Genomic DNA, 25555 nt, shown 5'->3' on the forward strand with positions numbered 1-25555 from the left:
TTTTATTTTTCAAAATACGTCAAGTTTTCTTCCGTATAACGTTGTGGGTGATTTCTTAATTCGCCAATCAACTCGCCATTTTCCATGACCAAAATTCGTTGGCATAAGCTTTTCACGGTTTCTAATTCGTGACTAACAAAGAAAATTGTCGGCTGGAATTCTTCATGGACTTTATGCAATAAACGAATCACACTTTCCGTATTTTCTTCATCTAGTGAGCTGGTGGCTTCATCACACAATAAAATTTCTGGGTCACGTGTCAACGCCCGAGCAATCGACACTCGTTGCTTTTCACCGCCAGATAGTTTTACTGGATAAACAGCATCTTTATGAGCCATCCCAACAAAATTTAATAAATAATCGATTTTTTCACGATTCTTTTTCTTTTGCAGCTTCAATGGTAATGACACGTTTTCATACACCTTTAAGTTATCTAATAGATTATGGTTTTGGAAAATCATCCCCATTTTTTGTTTTTGCTGCCTTTTTTCTTTTTTGTTCAACTTTTGAACGGCCACACCATCGATTAGGATTTCCCCACTACTAGGTTCTTCCATTAAGTTCAACAAACGAAGTAACGTAGATTTACCAGAACCGCTTTTCCCAACGATTCCGATGATCTCACCTGGTTCGATTGTCAAATGAATATTCTTTACCGCTTGCGTGCCTTCATAGCTTTTAGTTACATTGATCAATTCAATCATCTGTTCCTCCAACGAAAAATAGTACACCTTATCAAACTGTTTGATAAAATTAGATAAATCAATTTATTGGTTTTCTATTTGAATAAAAAACGCTTCCTAAATACTAACTGTTTCTATAATGGCGGAGTATTCGTAAAAAAGCAACTTTTTTACTCATCTTCTATCTGTTTTTTAACTGTATTAATAATGGTGTTTTATAAACCGATTTATCTGTATCTTTTATGAACCCTCACTGTAACAAGCATGTATTCTATCTATTGCCATTAATCACCATAGGCTAACAACGTTGTTATTTCTTTTTTCAACAAATTCAGTTTCTTTTTCATAAAAACGAAAAATAGGAGGAAAAGAAAAAGCGGTCAAACGATCGCTGTTGTCGATCGTTCAACCACTTTTTCAATGGCTCTATAATTTGAGAGTGGGACAATAGTTCTTTCTCAAAAAGAAAATAAGTTCGACTTTGATGGCTAGTGTCAAAATCGAACTTTTTTTTCTATTATGTACACTTTCCTCTCCATATATTTTCCTAATTTTCTTAAATTTAATGCCATCAGTGCCAAACCAATATCAATCGTTGCTCCTTGTTTCCCACGCAAATGGAAACGATGGAACGCCAAGTGAGTCTTTAGATGCCCGAACACTGGTTCGACCTCGATTTTCTCCTCTAAAAGCTTTTTTCTGCATTCTGCTTTGAAATAGCGCCAATTATTATTTACTTGAATTTTTCGCTTTTGTTCACTTTTCGCACGCGTACATTAACGACGGACTGGACAGTTCCGACAATCCTCACATTCATAGATTTTGAAATCTTGAATAAAGCCACCTTTATCTTTCGACTATCATTTTTGAACGGTATCGGACGATTCGCTGGGCAAATGTATTCATCTTGTTCTTCAAGGTAGTGCCAGTTTTCCATGTTAAATGGATTCTCCTTGTATTTCTTTTTGTTTTCTTTGTGATAACTTAGGATCTTTTTGATTAATCAATTAATCAACATGAAATAACAAAAAAATCTGAGACAGAATGAGGTTCATTCTGACCCAGATTTGATTTTACACCACTCATCAGTCCTTATTGACAAAGAGCCAAGGTTTACACACTTTTTGTAAACTATCTTGTCATAGATATAGTTGTATTTTGTGCAATAGGTTTCTCTGAATTATTTATAACTATACTTTCTAGTTTTTTTGAAAGGTTCTGTTTCAATGATATGTCTCTTTTATTTCTTTCTTTAGCAAAGTTAATATTGAGTTTATTATACTCATTAAGAAACTTTTTTGCTTCAAAAGGACTTATTTCCCCTTGGCCTTCAAGCGAATTTATATGATTTACCTCCTTAATTATTTCAGCTTGAATATGAAATTTTTCCGACTCTAATTTTGGAATTATGTTACGATTTATCTCATTAAGGTCTGCTTTTACGTCACTAATATTACGAGGATTTTCAAATTGAGTCCTATACTGATTCTGTAATAGTAAAAGTAACTCTTTTTCTTGCCTACGGAAAGCATTGATTTCTTGAGTTTTCTCGTTGAACTGGGATATAAGTTTTTTACTTCTTATTAGAATACGTTCTGTTTCTTGTAGAGAAATAGTAGGTTGCTTTGTGCGTGATGTTGTCGTAGGTTGCTCTGTGTGTGATGTTGTCATAGTTGATTTACTTGTGCTCACAGAATGGGTTTTCTTTGATTCTATAGACTCTTGTAATTGATTTACCATGTCTTTACAATTGGATATAAGATAGTCGATATGCTTTTTATTTGTACTTAAAACTTTTATTTCTTTATAGCATTCTTTAAGCATTTTTTTGTTCTTTATTTTATGCTTTCTTAAATTTACCTTTTGCTGTGTCATTTTACCATATTCAATTACTATATCATTTCTTAGTTTACGGAATTTCGAGCAAAAATTTTGAACCCGCTGGAGATTCGTTTGTAATTGATTAACTTCTATAGAACTTTCAGTAGAAATTCCCTCTTTTAATTTTTTAAAATCTGTCTCTTCTTGCTTAATAAGATTCTTTATTTTTTTATGTAAAAATTTTTTAGCAGAATATGGCTGTCTTGAAACATCATCTTGTATTTCATCTAAATGTTTTAAGTTCCCCTTATTTCTGTGTTTTGAGTGTAGTTTTTTGTGTGAATAAGTTTTATCAGATAAACGGGTGGTTTCATTCCTGTTTTCTAAATCTAGTACTTTTCCTAATCCCCTCCCTTGATTTTGGTTGTCTAAACTAGGCAGTGCCCTTGCTCCGCCTATTCCACTTGCTATGCTTAAAGCATTAAGAAAAGTAACTATCATTTTGTCTAATCTCATATGCCATCAATCTCCTTTTCATTTAATGATTTTCACTTATCCTATGGAAAATAAAAACTTATACAGAAAAAATTCTGTTTCAAAAGCCATAATGCACCGATCAACAAAAGTTAGACCAAAAATCTAACGTCTGAAACTTTAATTTTCCCAAAGTCTGTTCGAGTCTTTCTAATCAAACCAACTAGTCCTTCACGTTCCTATTTTTGTACCCAACGATAGAGTGCACATAGAGACGCTTCACTTTTAATAGATATTTACCTTAGCTACTACATTTTTATCTAAAAGAGTTAATCCTTGGCTACTATCTGCCACAGTAGATGGTTCATTTATTGTAGAAGCATATCCAGAGATTGTGCTTTCAGATACGCTAATTCCAATAGTTAAAATATCTAAAGATAAGATAAACTTATTTTTCATTTTCTATTACCTCGAAATCCAAAAAACAGAAAGCGCTTTCTTAATAAATCATAACAGAGAAATCAAATTATATATATAAAAGTCATAAAAAATAGTTTTCATGTCATAATCGTTCATTTTTTCTGTATTGTCCTTTATTTATAAAAAATTATTTCCACATCCACAGTCAATAAGAGCAACGAAATTCAATTCATTTTAGGATATAGATTAAGGTTTTGATATAAAAAGTCAAAATTTTTTGCATACAAATAATTTACAATTGTTATTATATTTTATAAAGGTAATTTATAAATTTATTCATTGTTCATTTGTACAGGTTGATCGTATTTTACAAATCAATCAACTAGATAAATTACTATAAGGAGTAGCGAGAGATAATTTAGTGATAGATATCTAAAAAGATACCATGAAAAATTGGTTTAATTAAACAATTACGGAGGAGTAAATATTAGCGATTATGACGTAAAACACATATTTTATGAAATTTTTTTACATAACTTAAAGTATATAATATATCAGAATAAGAAAGCGTTTTTTTGTTGAAAGTGTTATCTAACACCTTTTAAGGAGACTTAAATAATGTGAAGAAAAAAATATTACTTGGTATTTATTTTGTCTCATTGTCTTTCAAAACACAAAAAATATCTGAGACAGAATGAGGTTCATTCTGACCCAGATTTGATTTTACACCACTCATCAGCCCTTATTGACAAAGAGCTTTTTCAATTTGTTTTGATCTGACTTAGTAAAACGGTTAGACTTTCCATGAATTTTTGTGCAATTTCGCTTAATTGGCGCTTAGCAGAATAAATCACATACAATTCATTTTGGGGACTATTTGCCAATGGAATCAAACGTAAATACTCTTTGATCTCACCAATGACCAGCCCAGAACCTGAAGCATAAGCATCTGTTTCTAACACGATATTCATCAATGTTCCCCGATCACTCGTATAGATAACCGTTTCTTGATCAGGACTTTCAATCAAGTCTTCATAAAAATAAGGAAAATTATTGCCATCTTGTGTAAATCTCACTTGGGGATAAGGAAGTAATTCTTCTTTAAAAATTTCTTTCTTCTCACTGAGCGGATGTCCCTGACGTAAAAAAATGTGCGTTTGAAATTCTCCTAATGAATGGGCAACTAGCTCCCCTTGCTCTAAGTAGCGCTTGATCCCTGCTTGATTGTGTTCATTCATATAAAGAATCCCAATCTCACTATGCTGATCCTTCACTTCTTCAATCACATTAGCAGTCGTTGTTTCAACGATTCGAAACTGTTTGATCTCACTTTTGAAAGAAGAGATCAACTTTGCTGTTAAAGGACCTAAGAAATCATAATGTTGCGAAGCAATTGAAAAGCTTTCACGCTTCTCATTCGTCAAATAATAATTTTCTAAAGACTCTAACTGTAAGAGAATCCGTTCCGCTCTTTTTAAAAACTCTTGTCCTTCCTCGGTCAGATACGCCCCTCGATTCGTTCGAGTGAACAGCGTGATCCCTAACTCGGTTTCTAATTCTTTGATTCCTGCGGAAAGACTTGGTTGTGCGACATAGAGTTTTTTAGCTGCTTCTCTGAAACTCCCATTGTTCGCTACAGCAATTACATATTTTAATTGTTGGAAGTTCACTGATGATCCCTCACAAAATAACTGATTGGACGATTTTTCAACGGTTGGAGCGGACGGTTGTTTGGTTGTGCATACTGTCCTTTAAAAGGAATCAAGAAATCTTTATTTAGTTTTTGCACTTGATCCATGACAAACCATTGGATTGGTCCACTCGTTGGTGGCGTAGTTAAAGAGCCGACATAATGGTAATGGCTTTTTTGTTCAGGAAAAAGAACCAATGGATTGGTCCAATGTTCATGTTTTTCTACATTCCAACTATCGCCATTGTCTCGATCGTACAACCAACCTTCATCCGTCGTTAGCTGAAACATCACACCAACAACTAAGTTTTCTTTTTTAGCATTCATATGAACAAAGTGGAACTCGATATCTTCTTGATTACCATTGATCAGATGTTCAGAAGGCATATGAAAATGGATATCTGTGAGATAATATTTCTGACCTTTAAATTCGACATAACTAAGCTGATCATAAGGAACCAAGTGGATCGTATTTTTAAATTCTTTATCTGTAAACCGTTGCTTCTGATAATGAAAAGCAATGGTATCTGATTGATCCTTCGCTGGCTCACAAGTGGTCAATGGAATGGGCGACTGCAATTCAAACGCCGCACCTTTAGCAAACCAGTCGCATAATTCAGCCCAATGTTCCGGTCCTCTTTCTCCCGTATATCCCCATTCAACATCCATATTCTTTTTCACTTTTATTCCTCCTGCATCTTTGCAAAATTTTCTATTGTTGACTATTTTTAACGATCGTTGAAACAGTCGCTAAAAAGTCTTCTTTTCCATAAAATTCTTGATTCAGTAATTCAGGGAAAATCTCGTTGAAGAAATACTTGACAGAAGGACGATGCTCAAACCCTTTGATCGTAGTTACCGCTTCAATAAACATCTCTTTATATACTTTTTCTGGATTGTTCTTGATGATCTCTTCAAATGATTCGTACAATAGATCGACTTTATCAGAGATTGCTAATAACTCACCTTCCACTGTGTCATCTTTTCCTTCAAACAATCGCCGGCGGTATACTTCTTGAAACTCTTCCGGAATCTCTTGGTTGATGAACTCATCCGTCATCTTTTCTTCAACTGTTTGTAACATTCCCCGTAACTCTTTATTTGCATACTTGACCGGTGTTTTGATATCCCCGATAAAACGTTCTGTGTAATCGTGATTTAACGCTTTTTCATAAAGTAATTTCCAATCGATCGCTTGACCATGAACCTCTTCAATGTCACCTAAGACTTGAGCAATCGAAGCCACTCGATAAGAATGAGCGGCTACCGTATGTTCAGTAAATTTAAAGAACCCTGGCGCTCGTGTAATTTTTTCCAAATTATTCAAACCTAAAATAAATTCATTCAATCCCATAAAATAGCCTCCCCTTTACTTTTCCGATGATTTTATCATTAAATAACTATCTTTCGCAAACATCCCGTTTGTAAATCAACGAAAAATTAATTTTTTTGATGAGAATCATGCCATTCTTGCTATAAAAAAATAGAAACCAGAAAAACAACTCTAGTTTCCATCAAAATAATCATAAGATTCAAAACCAACTCTGTGTAAGCTCCTCGCCTTAAAAACGACAAGCGAAGTACAGCAACTATTAGTTCAGAAACATTCAAAACAACATAGCTCTAAAACTTAGAAGCTGTCTTTTCAGTCACTACATAAGTTTTGGAAGCATTCAAAACAACATAGCTCTAAAACCTCGCAGGAATTTTTTTCTTACGAAATTTCGTAATCGCGCTACTCGTCCATAGCAAAACTTTCGCCTTGGATGCTTCCTTTGTTTCATTCAGTTGTTTTGTTTGATCCTAGTATACCATGGATTTTGTTCAACGAAAGCCCTTTTTTGAGTCTTTTGTTTTTGTTCCATCTTCATTTCCTTCGTTACTGTTTTAACCAGTCCGCTGGATTCTTTTTCCATTCTTTTAACAAGGCTAATTCCGCTTCATCAATATATTTTTCGGCTAATGCCGTTTCAATCAAGACAGAATAATTCGTGAGAGTAAATAGTGGTAACTCTGCTTTGGCAAAATTTTCTTCACCTGATGGTAGTTCATACGTAAAGATCGCTGCTACGCCTAATACATTTGCGCCTTCTCTTTTGGCTGCTTCCGTTGCTTCTAAAACGCTTTGGCCTGTCGAGATCAAATCTTCGATCACAACCATTTTTTGACCTTCAAAAATCCGTCCTTCGATTTGATTGCCTTTACCGTGATCTTTCGCTTTACTACGGATATAAACCATAGGCAAGTCCAAGATTTCTGCCACCCATGCAGCGTGAGGGATTCCTGCTGTTGCTGTACCAGCAATGACTTCCACGTCAGGGAATGCTTGCTTGATTTTTTCTGCTAACCCTTGAGCAATTGCTTTTCTGACTTTTGGATAACTCATCGTGATGCGGTTGTCACAATAAATCGGGCTTTTTAGTCCACTTGCCCACGTGAATGGTTCATTTGGGCTTAAGAAAACCGCTTCAATAGCTAACAAATCTTTGGCAATGTTCTTTTCAATCGTATTCAAATTGATCGACTCCATTCTTCTTTGATTGTTTGATAGGCTTGGTAGGGATCTTTCGCTTGAGTGATTGGTCGTCCAACCACGATAAACGTTGAACCAATTCCTCGAGCTTGGGCAGGCGTGACGATCCTCGTTTGATCACCTGCGACGCTTCCTTCTGGTCTGATACCCGGAGAAAGGCAAATGAAATCTTGGCGGGTAGCTGCTTTGATGCCACTCACTTCTAAGGCAGAAGAAACAACGCCATCTAGTCCGGCAGCTTCGGCACATTTCGCATAATGGATCACACTTTCTTCTAAGGGAACTTGGATCAATTGATCATGATGCATATCCGCTTCACTCGTTGAAGTAAGCTGAGTGATTGCTAACAACAATGGGCGTTTTTTGCCAGCAGGCGTTCCTTCTTCTAGCCCACGTAGTGCCGCTTGCATCATTTTGATTCCGCCAGCTGCATGGACACAAGTGATATCCACGCCTAGTTTTGCTAACCCACGCATGGCTTTTTCCACCGTGTTAGGGATATCATGAAGTTTCAAGTCTAAAAATACTTCATGTCCAGCATCTTTCAACCAACGAACAATAATCGGTCCTTCCTGATAAAATAATTCCATTCCGATTTTTACAAATAATTTTTCCTCTTCAGGGAATAGTTGCATAAATTGTTCCACTTCTTGCCACGTCGAAAAGTCTAAAGCAATAATTGGTCGTTGGTTCATTTCATTCGTTCCTCTCTTACTTCTTTGATTAGTTGTTGGAGGGATTCGATCCCTAATTCTGCCATTCGTACGGGTAGTTCTTCAATCAGTTTCGGACAAATGTACGGATCCGTAAAATTAGCTGTTCCTACTGCCACGGCACTGGCTCCTGCCATGAACATCTCTAAGACATCGTCAACGGTTTGGACCCCGCCCATACCAATGATCGGTAACTCGGAAACAGCAGCAACTTGATGGATCAAACGAATTGCCACTGGTTTGATCGCAGGACCAGAAAGACCGCCTGTCTGATTAGCTAAAATAGGTTGACGTGTTTTCAGATCGATCCGCATTCCAAGAAGCGTATTGATCATCGTAAAGCCATCTGCCCCACCGCTTTCGATTGCTTGTGCAATGGGCACGATATCCGTCACATTAGGGGAAAGTTTCACATAAACTGGTACACTTGCAACCTTTTTGACAGCTTTCGTCAATTGAAAGGCAACGTCTGGGTCTGTCCCAAAGGCAATGCCGCCATGTTTGACATTCGGGCAAGAAATATTCAACTCGATCGCTTTGACATTCGGCGCTTCACCAATTTTACGACAAACCTCGACATAGTCTTCTTCACAGGCACCAGCGACATTCGCAATGATAGGTAAATCTGGATAGACAGCTAATTCTGGTAACAGTTCATTCATGACAACTTCCAGACCGGGATTTTGCAATCCGATCGCATTCAACATACCGGAGGGTGTTTCCGCCACACGTGGGGTGGGATTACCAAACCTTGCATGTGGCGTTGTCGCCTTGACCATAATCGACCCCAATTGATTCAAATCGTAATATTTCCCATATTCTTTTCCAAATCCAAAGCATCCACTGGCTGGCATGATCGGATTTTTCAATTCCAAACCTGGGAGCTTAACTGCTAAGGGATTACTCATAAGACAACCTCTCCTACTTTAAAAATTGGCCCTTCGTCACACACCTTGACACTTTTTGTTCCAGTTTCATCATCCGGTCGATGACAAACGCACGCATAACAAGCACCGATACCGCAAGCCATTCGTGATTCTAAGGACAATTGGACATTTGGGTGATCCACAAAAAGTTGTTCGACTGTTTTTAAGAGACCATTTGCACCACAAGCAAAGACAGCTTTTGGTTGCTTATGAGTACTCATTAGCAGATTCCCGACGTTTCCATGGATCCCATAAGTACCATCATCCGTCGCTACTCTGGTTTCACCTAATTCATGAAACTTTGCTTCATGGTACATGACTTCTTTTGATGCAAATCCTAAAAAATTGGTGACTTTTACGTCCCGCATATTCAGTTGTTTGGCTAATTCATATAAAGGTGGGATACCAATTCCTCCCCCTACGATGAACACTTCATCTCCTGCGGACAACCCAGATAGATCAAAGCCATTGCCTAATGGACCTAAAACGTCTAAAGAATCGTCAGCTTTCAACGTAGAAAATTCTTTCGTTCCTTCACCTGCGATTCGATAGATGATCTGGCAAGTGTGGTTTTGTTGATCAATCGAATGGATACTGATGGGGCGGCGTAAAAGCAAATCTGCTCTAGGTACTCGAATATGCAAAAACTGCCCAGGTATTAACATTTCTTTGACCAATTCTCCTTTTAAAGTCAATTCATAAATACGTGGTGCTAGTTGTGTTTGTTGAATGATTGTCATGACTTCTTGCTTCATATCTGCTCTCCTCTTTGGGATTTTTTCATTGCCAAACATCTCGACAAAAGTGATCCTTTCAGCCAATGTCAGTAACAAGGCGAACGTAAACGATCACTTTTATCTTTGTTTAGGTGCCTACAAGCTATTTTAACTATTACTTAATCGTTATAGGAACTGTCACTTTAGAACATGCTGATCAAATCGCTTGTGTTGAAAAAGCTCGAGACTCCATTACCCGAATGATCGCATCCGCTGTATCTAATGAAGTAAATAAAGGAATACCATGTTCAACTGCTTCTCGGCGAATGATAAATCCGTCTTTCGAGGCATTTCCTCGATCTTTATCGATGGTATTAACAACGACCTGTGCTTTTCCTTCTCGAATCAACTCAACAACATTTTTCTCCGTTGCTTTTTCAGAGATTTTAGCAACAGGCGTGACGATCAGCCCATTTTTTTCAAAATAAGCTGCCGTATGCTTGGTAGCTAATAGGCTGTAACCAATTTCTGAAAAACGTTTAGCTAGTGCTAACGCTTCTTCTTTAGTTTCATCAGCGATCGTGAACAAGACGGCACCATAATCTGGTAGGCGTAGACCTGATGCTTCAAACGCTTTGTATAATGCTTTATCTAAGTTTTGATCAGAGCCCATGACTTCTCCAGTAGATTTCATTTCAGGGCCTAAATAGGTATCCACTTGTTGCAATTTAGTAAACGAGAACACAGGAGCTTTCACATGAACAGCGTTGGATTCTGGATATAAGCCATTCGTAAAGCCTAAGTCACTTAACTTTTCACCTAAGATCGCTTTTGTGGCGATTTGAGCCATCGGTATTCCTGTAACTTTACTTAAAAACGGAACCGTTCGACTTGCACGAGGATTGACTTCGATCACGTAAACTTGATTGTCGTGGATCACGAATTGGATATTCATCATACCGATGCAGTTTAATCCACGAGCTAAGCGAATCGTATAGTCTTCAATGGTTTGTTTGATCTCTGCTGAGAGTGCTTGTGGCGGATAAACAGCCATGGAATCCCCCGAATGGACCCCTGCACGTTCAATGTGTTCCATGATTCCAGGGATTAGAACTGTTTCCCCATCACAAATGGCATCTACTTCACATTCACTTCCAAGCAAATAACGGTCAATCAAAACAGGATGTTCTGGGGAAGCTTTCACTGCATGTTCCATATAATCTTCCAAATCTTGTTGATTTTCAACGATTTCCATTGCTCGACCGCCCAAGACATAACTTGGTCTGACAAGAACCGGATAACCGATTTTTGAAGCGATCCCTACTGCTTCTTCTTTACTAGTTGCAGTATCACCTAGTGGCTGAGGTACTTCCAGGCTTCTTAAGGCTTGTTCAAATAAATCACGGTTTTCAGCTCGATCTAGATCTTCAATTGTAGTACCTAAAATTTTGACGCCCGCTTGAACTAACGGCTCCGCTAAATTGATAGCTGTCTGACCACCAAACTGGACGATTACCCCAATCGGTTGTTCAAGTTCAATGACATTCATCACATCTTCAAAAGTCAGTGGTTCAAAGTACAGTTTATCAGAGATCGAGAAATCGGTTGAAACTGTTTCAGGATTGCTATTCATGATAATCGCTTCATAACCTGCTTGTTGGATCGCTTTTACTGAATGGACTGTCGCATAATCAAACTCGACCCCTTGACCGATCCGAATGGGTCCAGAGCCTAAGACAAGAACAGAATCTTTTGCGGATCGTTCACTTTCATTTTCAACTTCGTATGAGCTGTAAAAATAAGGCGTCTGTGAAGCAAATTCAGCCGCGCACGTATCGACCATTTTGTATACGGGTTTGATGTCGGATTTTTCACGTAGCTCTCTGATCTGTTTCGCTTCAGTTTTCCACAGTTCAGCAATCTTTTGATCTGTAAACCCGTTTTGTTTCACAGTACGTAAGACGTTTTCATCCTGCGGGTGTTCCAACAGTTCAGTTTCTAGTTCAACGATATGGAGCAACTTGTCTAAAAAGAACAAATCGATCTTTGTCAACTCTGCCAATTCTTCAATTGGATAGCCGCGGCGAATCGCCTCTGCGACATAGAATAAGCGATCATCTTGGGCACGGACGACTTTTTCGATCAATTCACTATCATCGATCATGTTTAGTTCTGGTAGTTCCAAATGGTGTGTCCCGATCTCTAAAGAGCGGACAGCTTTTAATAGGGATTCTTCAATGTTACGACCAATCGCCATCACTTCGCCAGTTGCTTTCATTTGAGTTCCTAAAACTCGTTCCCCATTCTCAAATTTATCGAATGGCCAACGAGGAATCTTAGCAACGACGTAGTCCAAAGCTGGTTCAAATTCTGCATAAGTCGTTCCAGTTACCGGATTCTTCATTTCATCAAGTGTTAAACCTAAAGCGATCTTAGCCGCCAATTTTGCAATCGGGTAACCAGTTGCTTTACTTGCTAAAGCAGAAGAGCGTGAAACACGTGGGTTAACTTCGATCACATAATAATTGAAGCTATGTGGATCAAGTGCAAGTTGGACATTGCAGCCGCCTTCGATTTTCAATGCACGAATAATCGCTAATGATGCATCACGCAACAGCTGGTATTCATGATCTGAAAGGGTCTGACTTGGGGCGAAGACGATCGAATCGCCTGTGTGGATACCCACTGGGTCAAAATTTTCCATGTTACAAACAACAATGGCATTATCAGCCGAGTCACGCATAACTTCGTATTCAATTTCTTTGAATCCAGCAATACTGCGTTCGATCAAACATTGGGTCACTGGAGAAAGGCTCAGACCATTTTCTGCGATCACTCGAAGTTCTTCTTCATTTTTACACATTCCACCACCCGTTCCACCTAACGTGAAAGCGGGACGAACGATGATTGGATAGCCAATTTTATTAGCAAATTCGACTGCTTCTTCAACAGTTGTTACGATTTCAGATTCGGGGATTGGTTGATTCAGTTCTTCCATCAACTTTTTAAATAAATCACGATCCTCTGCTTGATCGATAGCAGATAATTTTGTTCCTAACAGCTCAATGCCTAGTTCATCTAAAATACCAGATTCTGCTAGTTCCATTGCCATGTTCAAGCCCGTTTGTCCGCCTAAAGTCGGTAACAAAGCATCAGGACGTTCTTTTCGCAAGATCCTTGAAACAAATTCTAGTGTGATCGGTTCGATATACACTTGATCGGCAATTTCTTGATCAGTCATGATCGTTGCGGGATTAGAATTTACTAAAACGACCTCATATCCTTCTTCTTTCAAAGCAAGGCAAGCTTGGGTTCCGGCATAGTCAAATTCCGCCGCTTGACCAATGATGATCGGACCTGATCCAATCACCATAATTTTTTTGATATCTGTACGTTTTGGCATGTTTATTTCTCCTCTCCTGCATCCATCATTTCCATAAATTCATCAAATAAATGAAGCGCATCATGTGGACCGGGAGCTGCATCAGGATGGAATTGGACGCTAAACGCTGGATAATGGCGATGTCTAATTCCTTCCACAGTCCCATCATTTACTTCTACATGGGTGATCAGCAACTGATCTGGATCAACTGTTTTTTCATCCACAGCATAGCCGTGATTTTGAGAAGTAAAATCGATCCTTCCAGTCGCGATTTCTCGGACAGGATGATTCAAGCCACGATGACCAAATTTCATTTTATAGGTATCCGCACCATTAGCTAAGGCAAACAATTGATGCCCTAAACAGATCCCGAAAATTGGTATTTTCCCTTGGATTTCTCGAATCATTTCAATAGCTTCTGGTACGTCTTTTGGATCTCCTGGTCCATTCGTCAGCATGACGCCATCCGGTGCTAGGGAGAGAATTGTTTTTGCATCCGTATTATAAGGTAATACGGTTAAATTGCAGTTTCTTTTACTTAGTTCACGCAAAATACTATGTTTCAAACCAAAATCAATGACAGCCACATTTTTTCCAGTTCCAGGACTTGGATATGGTTTACTCGTTGAGACTTGTTGCACTTGGTTTGTAGCTAAAACGGTCGCTTTCAATTGATCAAAAGCATGTTCAAAGGAATCACCAGCATCCACGATACTCGCTTTCATCGTTCCAACTTGACGGATTTTTCGTGTCAAGGCACGAGTATCGATCCCTGAAATTCCAGGGATACCTTTTCGTTTCAAAAACTCGTCCAATGTCATTTGACTCCGCCAATTAGAAGCCACTCTCGCATGTTCTTTGACGACTACGCCCTTGCAAGTTGGTGCGATGGATTCATAATCATCACGGTTGACACCGTAATTTCCCACCATCGGATACGTAAAGGTAATGATTTGCCCATTGAAACTTTGGTCTGTGATCGTTTCTTGATAGCCTGTCATGCTAGTAGTAAACACGATCTCGCCAAACACATTATTATTCGCTCCGAATGCTTTTCCTTTAAAAACTGTTCCGTCTTCTAAAATCAATAATCGTTCCATTTGCTTCACTCCCCTTTGTGCCACGCCAATTTTCCATCAACGAATGTTCCTAATGTTTCGCCCTTGACGTTCCATCCAACAAAAGGTGTGTTTTCGCCTTTCGATAAGAAATCTTTCTTATCGATTGTACTTGAGTGTTCAATATCGAAAATAGCTACGTCAGCTGGTGCCCCAACTGTCAATGTCCCAGCCTCTAACTGGAAGATTTCCGCTGGTTTGGTAGCCATCCAGTTGATCACTTGTTCGAGTGTGAAACGATTGGTTTCAACAAAGTGCGTATAAATCAGTTGGAAAGCTGTCTCACTTCCTACGATCCCAAATGGTGATTCTAAGAAACTTTTGCTTTTTTCTTCTAATCCGTGTGGCGCGTGGTCAGTCGCAATACAATCAATCGTTCCATCAAGAAGTCCTTCAATTAACGCTTCTCGATCTTCCTTTCCTCTTAATGGTGGGTTCATTTTCCAAAAGCCGAAGTCTTCGGGGATATCTTCATCAATCAAGATCAAATGATGGGGAGAAACCTCTGCTGTAACTTGGATACCCGCTTTTTTGGCATCACGAATGACCCGCACGCTTTCCTTGGTAGAAACGTGACAGACGTGATAGTGCACACCTGTTGCTTCAGCTAAAAGGAGATCCCGTGCGATTTGTGAGGATTCAGTTACACTTAAAATACCTGGCAAACCTAGTTCTTTTGCTTTATCACCAGCATGCATCACTCCACCGAATAGTAATGATTCATCTTCCGTATGTGCTACCAGTGCTTTGTTATTTTTTGCTGCTTCTTTCATGGCTTGATACATCGTTCCTGCGGTCTGAACACCCACGCCATCATTCGTAAATGCAAATGCGCCTGCTTTAATCATCGCTTCTTGATCCACTAAGACTTCACTTCGAAGATTTTCAGTGATCGGTGCATATTGCAAGACTTTGACCACTGCATCTCGTTTGATCAAGTCATAGACCTGTTCTAATTTTTCCGGGGTATCAGGTACAGGGTTCAGATTAGGCATGGCACAAACAGTTGTAAAGCCGCCTCTTGCTGCTGCTTTAGTACCAGCTGCAATCGTCTCCTTGTATGTAAATCCTGGCTCTCGTAAATGGACATGGACGTCCACTAAACCAGGTGTGATCAGTTGTCCTTTGGCATCAAACACTTCATCAAATTCAGCCTCGGAAAATCCTTCGCCGATTGCTTTGATTTTTCCGTTTTCGATCCAAATTTCTGCAGGTGTTGTTTCATTCTTTCGTGTATTGATTTGACCGTTTTTAATGAGTGTTCTCATCTTTTCTTCCTCCTAGCTTTACGCTTTTCCGTTTAGTACTGCTTCTAAGATCGCCATTCTAACAAAGACGCCATTGCTCATTTGCTGTACGATTCGTGATTGTAGTCCTTCCACAAGGGAATCAGCTAATTCGACATCACGATTGACTGGCGCTGGGTGCATGATGATCGCATGCTTTTGTAATTTCTTCGCACGTTCGACTGTTAATCCATACTCTTGGTGATAGGCTTCTTTCGAAAAACTTTCTTTCCCATCATGCCGTTCATGTTGTACTCGAAGCATCATCATGACATCCACTTGTTCTAATAATTCATCTAATGGCAGGTAGTGCCCATAGACTTCAAATTCTTCATCGTACCATTCACGTGGACCTGAAAAGAAAACTTGTGCTCCTAATCGTTTCAGCATTTGCATGTTTGATTTTGCTACTCGTGAGTGTGTGATATCCCCGACGATCGCTACTTTCAATCCCTCAAAGTAACCAAATTCTTCGTAGATCGTCATCAAATCAAGTAAGCATTGTGTTGGATGTTGGCCACTTCCGTCACCACCATTGATAATCGAGCATTGGATCGTTTTACTTTGGATCAATTCATCATAGTAATTTTCATCTCCATGGCGGATTACTGCAACATCCACACCGAGCGCAGACATCGTCAAGACCGTATCATAAAGGGTTTCCCCTTTTTGTACAGAACTCGTACTCGCTTCAAATTCAATCACTTCTAAGCCTAGTTTCTTTTCGGCTACATCGAAGCTCTTATGCGTACGAGTACTATTTTCAAAAAACAGATTCGTCGCAAAGTATTGCGGTTTTTGTGGTGTCCAGTTTGCTCCTTGTTTAAACTCTTGACCTCGTCGGATCAAGCCCATGACTTCTTGATCCGTTAAAGCTTCCACTGTCAATAAATGTTTTAAACTAATGCGTTCTGATTTGATGATCATGATAGTTCCTCCTTATTTTTCTTCGCTACGTGAAGTTTCGGGTAAGATAAGATTCAGAATGATACCAAGTACAGTTGCTAAAGCCATTGCTGATAACGTGAAGGTGCCTACTTCAAAAACCAAGCCGCCGATTCCGACCACTAAGATCACTGAAGCAATCAACAGATTTTTCTTTTTATCAAAATCGATTTTATTTTCGATCAAAATCTTCATTCCACTCGCTGCGATCACTCCGAACAAGATAAAGCTGATTCCGGAAATTACGGGTCCGGGGATACTTAAGATCAAAGCGCTTAATTTGCCCACAAATCCTAAAATCACAGCGAAGACTGCTGCACCACCGATGACGAATACGCTGTGTACACGAGTGATTGCTAACACACCGATATTTTCCCCATAACTTGTAACTGGAGGACCACCGACGAAAGCTGCAACGATCTGCGCTAAGCCATCTCCCATCAATGTTTTGTGTAAACCTGGCTCTTCAAAGAAATTACGTTTGGTTAATTTATTCAAGACCATCAAATGTCCAATGTGTTCCGTCATCGTAACGAAAGCGATAGGTGCCATCGTCGTTATTGCTCCTAAGTAAAGCTTCGGTTCATATTGAACAAATGGAATCTCGAAGTTTGGTAAAGCGAACCAAGCAGCATCAGCGATCGGCTTTGTATCGACGATTCCGAAGAGTAAAGCAACGAGGTAGCCGCAAATGATCCCTAACAAAATTGGAATAAGTCCTAAAAATCCTTTTAGCCACATGTTGAAGAAAATCGTCAATGCTAAAGTGATCAATGCCACGGCAATATATTTAAAATCATAGTTGCCTTGGTTATACATTGCGTTCGTTGCAGCATTCGCTGCTAACCCTAAGCCGATTACCATGATCACGGGACCAACGACAATCGGTGGTAAAATTTTGTCCAACCATGCTGAACCGATCTTTTTGATGATCCATGCGACGATCAAGTAAACCAGACCAGTCGTTACGGCTCCTTGGGCGATCGCTGGGTAACCGTCAGTCTTCATCAGCATTTGCATAGCTGCGATAAAGGCAAAGCTACTACCCAAGTAGGCTGGAATCTTTCCTTTAGTAGTAAAAAGATAAACTAATGTTCCTAATCCTGAGCTGACTAAGGCAATCCCTGGATCGATCCCCACTAAAATCGGCACAAGTACAGTAGCACCAAACATCGTAAAGAGATGTTGTAAACTTAAGCCGATCCAATGTCCTGTTTTTGGGCGATCGTGGATATCTAAAACCGCATCGTGATTATGGAATTTTTTCTGTTCTGACATATCAATTGCTCCTCTATTCTTCCTCTTTCAAAATCATGATTCGATCTTTGCCGTCAAGTTCTTGCATTTCGACTAAGATTTCTTCTGTTTTAGCTGTGGGAATGTTTTTCCCAACATAGTCTGCTCGAATCGGTAACTCCCGATGTCCCCTGTCTACTAAGACAGCCAGAGAAATTTTTCTAGGACGACCATAGTCCATTACTGCGTCCATCGCTGCTCGAATCGTTCGTCCAGTGTAAAGGACGTCATCGATCAAAATCACTTCTTTTCCTTCTAGTGAAACGGGAATATCTGAAGAATGAAGTTCTGCTTCAGCTGGTGTTTCTTTTTTATCATCACGATACAATGTGATGTCCAGCTCTCCGACCGGAACTTCGATGCCTTCTAGTTGCTTCAAACGATCGGCAACTCTTGATGCGATGTAAATGCCTCTTGTTTTTATCCCAATTAAGACAACATCTTGAATCGTCTGATTTCTTTCAATGATTTCATAAGTGATACGTGTCAATGCCCGCTTCATGGTTACTTGATCCACAACTTCTTTTGCTTGCATGTTTGTTTCCTCCTTTTTTATACACAAAAAAACTCCTGCCCTAAGAGGACAGGAGGAATGTCTAGACTAAGTGTACATTTAGATACACTGATAGTTATACTACGTCATTGAGTAATCGATGTTATGGCGCACCATAGCTCTCTTACCCACACCCTTCTTAGCCTCACGGGACTAAACTTAAAGGAACTGATATGAAGTTTTTATGCTTTCGTTGTTAAATACTATACCGTTATCTAAATCAAAATGCAACACTTTTCCTTAGTTTTTCTAAAGTTTTTTCAAAGATTGTTGGAAGCGGTGCTTCAAAGACCATTTTCTGACCTGTGATTGGATGGGTAAAACCTAAGAGCTTCGCATGAAGAAATTGCCCATTTCCTTTCAATGTCTTACTTGGTCCATAAACTGGGTCTCCAGCTAAAGGATACCCTATATATTTCATATGCACACGGATCTGATGGGTCCTACCTGTTTCTAACGTCAACTCTACCAACGTAAAATCATTGAATCGTTCCAAGACATTAAAATGGGTCACGGCTAGTTTGCCATCTTCTCTGACTGCCTGCATTTTACGGTTCACTTTTGATCGACCGATCGGTGTGTTGATCGTTCCTTTTTCATGAGGAATCACTCCATGGACTAACGCTACGTATTTACGTAAAGAAGTTTTATCTTTTAATTGCTTGGCCAAAGATTCATGTGCTAAATCATTTTTCGCTACCATCAACAAACCTGAAGTATCTTTATCGATTCGATGGACGATCCCTGGACGGATCACACCATTGATCGACGAAAGATCTTTTACATGATACATTAAAGCATTGACCATCGTACCATTCGGATGACCTGCTGAAGGATGGACGACCATGCCTTGTGGTTTATTGACAACAGCAACCGCTTCGTCTTCATAAACGATTTCTAATGGAATGTCTTCTGCTTCAATTGAAAGGGTCTCTGGTTCTGGCACAGCGATCACGATTTCATCATTTTTCTTCACTTTATAATTTGCTTTCACCACTTGTCCGTTGACCGAAACGGCACCATCTTTGAGCCAAAGCTGGATTTGTGAACGACTATAATCGTTGAATAAACCTGTGAGTACTTTATCGATCCGTCCTGTTTCTGTTTGAATCGTTGCGTTTAATTCTGTCATTTTTTCCCTTGTTCCTTTTCATCTAAAATAATGTATATCAAAATAAGAATCACACCACAAACAAGTGTCATATCAGCTACATTGAAGATCGGAAAATTCATAAAATCAGTTTGGAACATATCGACGACATATCCCAATCTTACACGATCAATAAAATTCCCAATAGCTCCTGCTAAAATAAAACTTAACCCTGTCAGCAACCATCGATTGCCCTGTTTGCGATTCTTGACCATCAATGTCACGACAACAATGACAGCAATCACTGTGATTATGACGAAAAACCACATCTTCCCTTCAAGCATACTCCAAGCTGCCCCAGTATTGCGTATATGATTCAACGATAAGACGCCTGGAATCAATGTCTTCGTTTCGCCTAAAGATAAATCATTGACGATCCACCATTTGACCCACTGATCAAGAGCCACTAATAATCCACTGATCATAAAATAAATTGCTAACAAAAAATCATTCCTTTTCTATTTGTTGATAAATATCTCTAGGTCTAATGATCCCCAGTAAGTTGCCGTCAGGATGACCATCTTTGGTAATCAGGACTGCTTCTAGAGTTCCTTGTTCCCGAAACATTGTTTCCACTTCATAAACATAAGTATGTTCAGCTACAAAACGATAATTCGTATATTTGCCATCACTAAAAATCAAATCAGCCGCTTTTTTATCTGTTAAATCAATGGTCCCTTTTTGACTTTCCTTTGCTAGCCAAAAACCAATGACCCGCAATGTCACAAGCGCTACGAATTTCCCTTTATTATACAAAGGAAACTGTGAGTATCGTTTTTTGGCAACCGTTCCTAACAAATCAAGTAAAGGAAGATCTCGTTCAAAACCTGTGACATGTTTCGCAAAGCGAGGTAAAACCTTTGCTGGACGAATCAAGTCTTCTTCAATCTGCTGGATCTTATTGACTGCCCAATCATTGGGTTCAGCAATCACAAAATCCACAGCAATCCGATCGTGAACAATGGCATTTCGTAACTGCGACAGCTGAAGCAAATCTTCTTCATATTGACGAATCACTGCTTTTTTGCGTTGGGCAAGTCGCCGAACTAACTCAGTAAATCCCATATTGCGGGCGTTACCCATTTCATCTCTCATCCATTTTTCGATCCGATTAAAACTACTTAAAAAATATCAGAGTTTGCCATCTTTCTCCTCCTTGATTACATAGGCTTGGTTTTTGATGAAAAAAAGAAGCCAATCATTACAAGTACCACGAACATACTATAAATTAGATTGTGTAACCACAATGCGCTTAATCCACTTCCTAAAAATAAAAAGGGATAAATCTGTAACAATAAGAGATTCATTGTAATGACGTATCCTTTGGACGGATGCGTTATTGTATACACTGGACTTTTTAACCAATAAAACGAAACTTGCATTGTAAAAGGTGCTTCTAACTTAAGTAAAACCGATTGATTATGATTCAATTGTCCTTTTTTCTTTCCATTGATCCGCAGTTGGATCGGACTACCCATGCCATAAAAACCTGTTCGTCTTGTCACTCGTACGTCCATAACGCCCCTCCTCCTGATGCTTTCTTAGTATACCGTAAAACACCCGAACAAGAAAGTAGATGTCTCAAAGTGTTTGAGTTCCCTATATTTAACTAATTTATAGACATTTTTTGCTCAAATGCAGCGAGTACAGTAAAAGTAGCCAACCAGAAAAACTATTAGAAATCTGTTGTAACATCGTTTTCACTCCTTATATATCCATTAAAGATGTTCGATCGAAAATAAAAGGATGACACAACTATCCGTAATGAATAATTGTGTCATCCTTTTTTACTGTTTAGAAGTATTTTTTTCAACCTCACTTTTTGTAAATCTCCACTTGCTTTAACTACTTTATCGTTCATTGCTTTGCAACAACTAAGTAAAGAATAAAAAAGAAATATACCCACACCATTATAAAAAACATGGGTCAATATGGCGTACCACACATTAGAAGTTTTTATATAAACGAATCCAAATAGAACGCCGCAGAAAAAAAGGTTGAAATTTCCTCCGTGTACGATTGAAAACAAAAATGAAGAGATTATGAGGAGAGAAGCCTTTGTTTTCCTGTCAGAATGTAAGCTGATTAGACTAAATCTAAAAATCATTTCTTCTAAAAATACACCGTACGTTGTAGCACTTATTATATATTTTTTCAATTCACTATTAGCTAAAGAATTTAGGGGTAAGCTATTTGTATCAGGCAAAGCAGTATTAATGACAATAATACTAACGATACAAAAGACTGCTATAAATATGAGTTTCAGCCATTGTATTTCTACTAATGATTGATAGAGAAGCTGGTGGAACAACACCAAAAACATAAAACTTAGGATCAACGGAAACCAAGAAATCCAATCAAATATGAAATCATATTTGATTGGGATCCCTATATTTGGGATCATAAAATAAATAATAAAGTAACTCAAGCAAAGAATGAATTTCCAATGTTTCTTAGTATTCCTATGTATCATATTGCTACATAATCAATATATTGTGTATTTGCTGTAGCAGTTTGAGTACGAATATATTTATTGTCTACTTTACGATAAACTCGGTAAGTGACCGTTATTCTTGCATTTTGACGATACTTCTTGAATTTTCCGCTTACTGAGTATTCGTTCCCTATTTTAATATTCATTCCGAAGATCGTTGCACCAATTGATAATGTGGTTTTTCTATTGTGGGTTTCTGTACCCAAATATGTACGATTTCCTTTAGAAACACACCAACTTTGAGGTTGTGACCAAGTTTTTGTCTGAATCGATGGTTCGTCTAATACATAGTACTCATCATCACTACAAATTGCTATGCCAGAACTATTCGTTTCATCGGCTAATACTGGAACACACGAAGTTACAGCAGTTCCTAAAGTCAAAAGTGACGTAGACACCAAAATTGTTCTAAATAAATACTTTTTCAAAAATTTTCACTCCTATTTTAGTATTAAAAAAACGTTTTCTTCGCAATGATTATAAATCATTTTATTTTAGACATATGATTGCTATCATAAAAAGCTGTTTTGAACTCAAAATCATCCGTGAAACCGCCATTATTTACTTGTTGACTAACACAATATGTATAAAAACAAGTCAGCCATTGTATCAACATATACAAGAGCTGACTTTATCCTTTTTTTGATTGAAAGAGAGCCATTACCTAATTTTAGGTATTCTCACTAATCATTTTTGATAGATGGCTTTTTTATGAAGCACCCTATCCTCTTTTTTAGAATAATCCCAGTACTTCCCCATCATTGGTAACATCCATATTCAATGCAGCTGGTTTTTTTGGAAGTCCCGGCATAGTCATGACATCTCCTGTTAGCGCAACGATAAACCCAGCCCCTAATTTGGGAACGAACTCTCTGATGGTAATCGTAAATCCTTCAGGAGCGCCTAGAAGTGTCGGGTCGTCAGAAAATGAATATTGGGTTTTTGCCATACAAATTGGCAGTTTATCCCAACCATTAAGGACAAACTCAGCGATTTGTTTTTTGGCTTTTTTACTAAAGTTGACCCCTTTTCCACCATAAATCTCTTGGACGATCGTTGTCACTTTTTCTTCGATAGTCGCTGTCGGTTGATACAAGGGTTGATAATTTGCTTGCTGACTATCAATCGCACGAACGACCGCTTTGGCAAGTTCAATTCCACCGTCTGCGCCATGCTCCCAAACACTTGCTCGTTGTACGATCACCCCTTGATTTTCGCAAAGACGTTCTAACAAAGTAAATTCAGCTTCCGTATCTGTCACGAACTCGTTGATCGCAACAATTACTGGGATATGGTATTTCTCCATATTGTGGATATGACGTTTTAAATTACTGAATCCTTTTTCCAATGCTGCTAAATTTTCCGTTTTCAACTCTTCTTTAGTTGCACCGCCATGCATTTTCAATGCACGAACTGTTGCTACGATCACGATCGCATCAGGCGCCTTTTTCAAATTCGGAACTTTGATATCTAGGAATTTTTCTCCACCTAGATCTGCACCAAATCCAGCTTCAGTCACCACATACTCCCCTAATTTAAGAGCTGTTTGGGTAGCTAAAACACTATTACACCCGTGAGCAATATTGGCAAAAGGACCGCCATGGACAAATGCTGGCGTGCCATAAATCGTTTGTACTAAGTTTGGTTTGATCGCTTCTTTTAATAGCAGTGCCAATGCGCCTTCTGCTTTGAGATCACCAGCTGTCACTGGCTTTTGATCAAAGGTATAACCGACAACAATTCGAGCTAAACGAGCTTTTAAATCATCGATGTCTGTTGCTAAGCATAAAATCGCCATGATTTCACTTGCTACGGTGATGTCAAAGCCATCTTCTCTCGGCACACCTTGAATCGGACCTCCCAAGCCAACAATCACTTTTCGCAGTTCGCGATCATTCAAATCGACGACACGTTTCCAGATCACACGACGTGAATCGATTCTCAGTTCATTCCCTTGATGGATATGATTGTCTAAAAGTGCAGACAATGCATTATTAGCAGACGTAATCGCATGCATATCGCCAGTAAAGTGTAAATTGATATCTTCCATTGGTAATACTTGTGCATAGCCTCCGCCGGCAGCACCACCCTTGATTCCCATGACTGGACCAAGGGAAGGTTCTCTTAACGCAATCACTGCTTTTTTACCAATTTGATTCAATGCGTCCCCAAGACCTACCGTGATGGTCGATTTACCTTCTCCAGCTGGTGTAGGATTGATGGATGTAACTAAAATCAAGTGACCATCTGGTTTTTTCTTTAATTTCTTGATGGTGGAAAAATCGATTTTCGCTTTATATTTTCCGTAAAGCTCCAGGTCATCTTGTTGGATATCCAATTTTTCCGCAATTTTAATAATCGGTTTTAACTCTGTTTCTTGTGATATTTGTAGATCGCTCTTCATCAAATTACCCCTTTACACGAACTTTATACCCAAAACAAAAGACTTTGTTCAGTTATATCTATTATACCTTTTTTTATTTTAAAACAACATAGGCAAGATTGCTTTTTTAATTTAATTGACGTATATATAAATACTCTTTATAATGTTAGTTATGATCAGACTTTAGAAAGGTCGTGAGAGCTTTGACCACAGGAACTGTGAAATGGTTTGACAACAAAAAAGGATATGGATTTATTAGTTATGATGAAACAGAAGAAATATTCGTCCATTTTACTGCAATTGAAGAAGAGGGATTCAAAACCCTTGAAGAAAATCAATCTGTAGAATTTGAAATAATCGAAGGAAACCGTGGGGCACAAGCCGCTCATGTCAAAAAAATGATCTTATAAGAAAGTTTCAACAATAAGTAACTTCTCTTCAAAACAGAAGAGATTGCATCAAAAATATTCAATTTAAAGAAAGACCGATACTCCGCAAAATGTTCTTTGCAAAGTATCGGCTTTTTTATAATTTTATAATTGCTTGAACGATAGAAAATCAACTTATGCTGCGTCTCTTCCATACAGTACAACGTTCACTAATATTACAAAATCTCACTTTTCAATATAAAGATACATATTTCTGTTTGTTTTCTGATCCTATCGAAAGAAGGTTATCTCGAATTTATCAGATGATTTGAAAAAGACTGCTCGACTGTATTGAAAACTTGATTTCTAGCGTTTGCTTTAATATTTTTTACAAATTTCTTTTCTTTTTTCTTCGCTATTATTTCTTCTCGTTGTATCTATGCATCCTTCTCACTTATTTCCGAGTGAATGATGTCTTTCGCATCAGATTGTTTTCTTTTCAACATTAATTGCCATTTTAAAAGAATCTTTCTAAATCGAGACAACGGATTTAAAGAATCGACAATCCGAACAAGGGCTTGATTGTTATATAGCCTTGGTTGAT

Annotated in this window: 22 protein-coding genes and 3 pseudogenes; 1 reads left to right on the forward strand and 24 read right to left on the reverse strand. The window is 38.5% G+C overall.

Going from position 1 to position 25555, the window contains the following annotated elements:
• Positions 1-2: 2 nt before the first annotated feature.
• From emtA to EHR_RS11260, 24 genes and pseudogenes are all read right to left on the reverse strand, one after another.
• Complete coding sequence (gene emtA / locus EHR_RS11150) at positions 3-704, reverse strand: metal ABC transporter ATP-binding protein EmtA (RefSeq protein ID WP_014834673.1); 702 nt, start codon at positions 702-704, stop codon at positions 3-5.
• A gap of 405 nt (positions 705-1109) precedes the next feature.
• A pseudogene (locus EHR_RS13915) lies at positions 1110-1668 on the reverse strand (transposase); the annotation flags it as partial.
• 146 nt (positions 1669-1814) lie between these two features.
• Positions 1815-3020, reverse strand: a complete 1206-nt coding sequence (locus EHR_RS11160; protein WP_010737545.1) for a hypothetical protein — start codon at positions 3018-3020, stop codon at positions 1815-1817.
• 243 nt (positions 3021-3263) lie between these two features.
• Positions 3264-3437: a hypothetical protein gene (locus EHR_RS14310; protein ID WP_010737544.1), complete on the reverse strand. Its 174-nt coding sequence runs from the start codon at positions 3435-3437 to the stop codon at positions 3264-3266.
• A gap of 722 nt (positions 3438-4159) precedes the next feature.
• Positions 4160-5068, reverse strand: coding sequence for a LysR family transcriptional regulator (locus EHR_RS11165; protein WP_010737543.1), 909 nt, complete (start codon positions 5066-5068; stop codon positions 4160-4162).
• The gene (locus EHR_RS11170) at positions 5065-5769 is read right to left on the reverse strand and encodes a carbonic anhydrase family protein (protein ID WP_010737542.1); all 705 of its coding nucleotides are present in this window, start codon (positions 5767-5769) and stop codon (positions 5065-5067) included. The genes EHR_RS11165 and EHR_RS11170 overlap by 4 nt, the downstream gene beginning before the upstream one ends.
• 31 nt (positions 5770-5800) lie before the next feature.
• Positions 5801-6442 (reverse strand): YfbR-like 5'-deoxynucleotidase, encoded by a 642-nt coding sequence (locus tag EHR_RS11175; RefSeq protein WP_010719207.1) that lies wholly within the window; start codon positions 6440-6442, stop codon positions 5801-5803.
• A gap of 525 nt (positions 6443-6967) precedes the next feature.
• The gene (gene pyrE / locus EHR_RS11180; RefSeq protein WP_010737541.1) at positions 6968-7603 is read right to left on the reverse strand and encodes an orotate phosphoribosyltransferase; all 636 of its coding nucleotides are present in this window, start codon (positions 7601-7603) and stop codon (positions 6968-6970) included.
• A complete protein-coding gene (gene pyrF, locus EHR_RS11185) occupies positions 7600-8316 on the reverse strand; it encodes an orotidine-5'-phosphate decarboxylase (RefSeq protein WP_010719209.1) in 717 nt (238 codons plus the stop codon). The genes pyrE and pyrF overlap by 4 nt, the downstream gene beginning before the upstream one ends.
• The gene (locus EHR_RS11190) at positions 8313-9242 is read right to left on the reverse strand and encodes a dihydroorotate dehydrogenase (RefSeq protein ID WP_010737540.1); all 930 of its coding nucleotides are present in this window, start codon (positions 9240-9242) and stop codon (positions 8313-8315) included. Before EHR_RS11190 ends, pyrF begins: the two co-directional genes overlap by 4 nt.
• Positions 9239-10015: a dihydroorotate dehydrogenase electron transfer subunit gene (locus EHR_RS11195; RefSeq protein WP_010737539.1), complete on the reverse strand. Its 777-nt coding sequence runs from the start codon at positions 10013-10015 to the stop codon at positions 9239-9241. The genes EHR_RS11190 and EHR_RS11195 overlap by 4 nt, the downstream gene beginning before the upstream one ends.
• 178 nt (positions 10016-10193) lie before the next feature.
• Positions 10194-13379 (reverse strand): carbamoyl-phosphate synthase large subunit, encoded by a 3186-nt coding sequence (gene carB, locus EHR_RS11200; RefSeq protein WP_010737538.1) that lies wholly within the window; start codon positions 13377-13379, stop codon positions 10194-10196.
• 2 nt (positions 13380-13381) lie between these two features.
• Positions 13382-14458 (reverse strand): carbamoyl phosphate synthase small subunit, encoded by a 1077-nt coding sequence (locus tag EHR_RS11205; protein WP_010737537.1) that lies wholly within the window; start codon positions 14456-14458, stop codon positions 13382-13384.
• Between the two features lie 5 nt (positions 14459-14463).
• Positions 14464-15744, reverse strand: a complete 1281-nt coding sequence (locus tag EHR_RS11210; RefSeq protein WP_010737536.1) for a dihydroorotase — start codon at positions 15742-15744, stop codon at positions 14464-14466.
• Between the two features lie 18 nt (positions 15745-15762).
• The gene (locus EHR_RS11215) at positions 15763-16689 is read right to left on the reverse strand and encodes an aspartate carbamoyltransferase catalytic subunit (protein WP_010719215.1); all 927 of its coding nucleotides are present in this window, start codon (positions 16687-16689) and stop codon (positions 15763-15765) included.
• A gap of 12 nt (positions 16690-16701) precedes the next feature.
• Positions 16702-17985, reverse strand: a complete 1284-nt coding sequence (locus EHR_RS11220; protein ID WP_010719216.1) for a solute carrier family 23 protein — start codon at positions 17983-17985, stop codon at positions 16702-16704.
• Positions 17986-17998: 13 nt separating this feature from the next.
• The gene (gene pyrR / locus EHR_RS11225) at positions 17999-18538 is read right to left on the reverse strand and encodes a bifunctional pyr operon transcriptional regulator/uracil phosphoribosyltransferase PyrR (protein ID WP_010719217.1); all 540 of its coding nucleotides are present in this window, start codon (positions 18536-18538) and stop codon (positions 17999-18001) included.
• Between the two features lie 238 nt (positions 18539-18776).
• The gene (locus EHR_RS11230) at positions 18777-19688 is read right to left on the reverse strand and encodes an RluA family pseudouridine synthase (RefSeq protein WP_010737535.1); all 912 of its coding nucleotides are present in this window, start codon (positions 19686-19688) and stop codon (positions 18777-18779) included.
• Entirely contained in the window at positions 19685-20149 is a 465-nt protein-coding gene (lspA, locus tag EHR_RS11235) for a signal peptidase II (RefSeq protein ID WP_010737534.1), read from the reverse strand. Before lspA ends, EHR_RS11230 begins: the two co-directional genes overlap by 4 nt.
• Before the next feature lie 4 nt (positions 20150-20153).
• Positions 20154-20851, reverse strand: a pseudogene (locus tag EHR_RS11240) (CBS domain-containing protein).
• Positions 20838-21223, reverse strand: a pseudogene (locus EHR_RS11245) (hypothetical protein). Before EHR_RS11245 ends, EHR_RS11240 begins: the two co-directional pseudogenes overlap by 14 nt.
• A 260-nt stretch (positions 21224-21483) precedes the next feature.
• Positions 21484-22179, reverse strand: coding sequence for a CPBP family intramembrane glutamic endopeptidase (locus tag EHR_RS14715; protein WP_014834677.1), 696 nt, complete (start codon positions 22177-22179; stop codon positions 21484-21486).
• Positions 22176-22598 carry an LMxysn_1693 family intestinal colonization protein gene (locus EHR_RS11255; RefSeq protein WP_223603275.1) on the reverse strand — a complete coding sequence of 141 codons (423 nt, stop codon included), beginning with the start codon at positions 22596-22598 and terminating at the stop codon, positions 22176-22178. The genes EHR_RS14715 and EHR_RS11255 overlap by 4 nt, the downstream gene beginning before the upstream one ends.
• 335 nt (positions 22599-22933) lie before the next feature.
• Positions 22934-24604: a formate--tetrahydrofolate ligase gene (locus EHR_RS11260; protein WP_010737529.1), complete on the reverse strand. Its 1671-nt coding sequence runs from the start codon at positions 24602-24604 to the stop codon at positions 22934-22936.
• 182 nt (positions 24605-24786) lie between these two features.
• On the opposite strand from EHR_RS11260, the gene EHR_RS11265 reads away from it, so the two are divergent.
• The gene (locus EHR_RS11265) at positions 24787-24993 is read left to right on the forward strand and encodes a cold-shock protein (protein WP_010719225.1); all 207 of its coding nucleotides are present in this window, start codon (positions 24787-24789) and stop codon (positions 24991-24993) included.
• Positions 24994-25555 lie beyond the last annotated feature (562 nt).

Origin of the sequence: Enterococcus hirae ATCC 9790, from assembly GCF_000271405.2 — a bacterium.
Classification (GTDB): Bacteria; Bacillota; Bacilli; order Lactobacillales; family Enterococcaceae; genus Enterococcus_B; species Enterococcus_B hirae.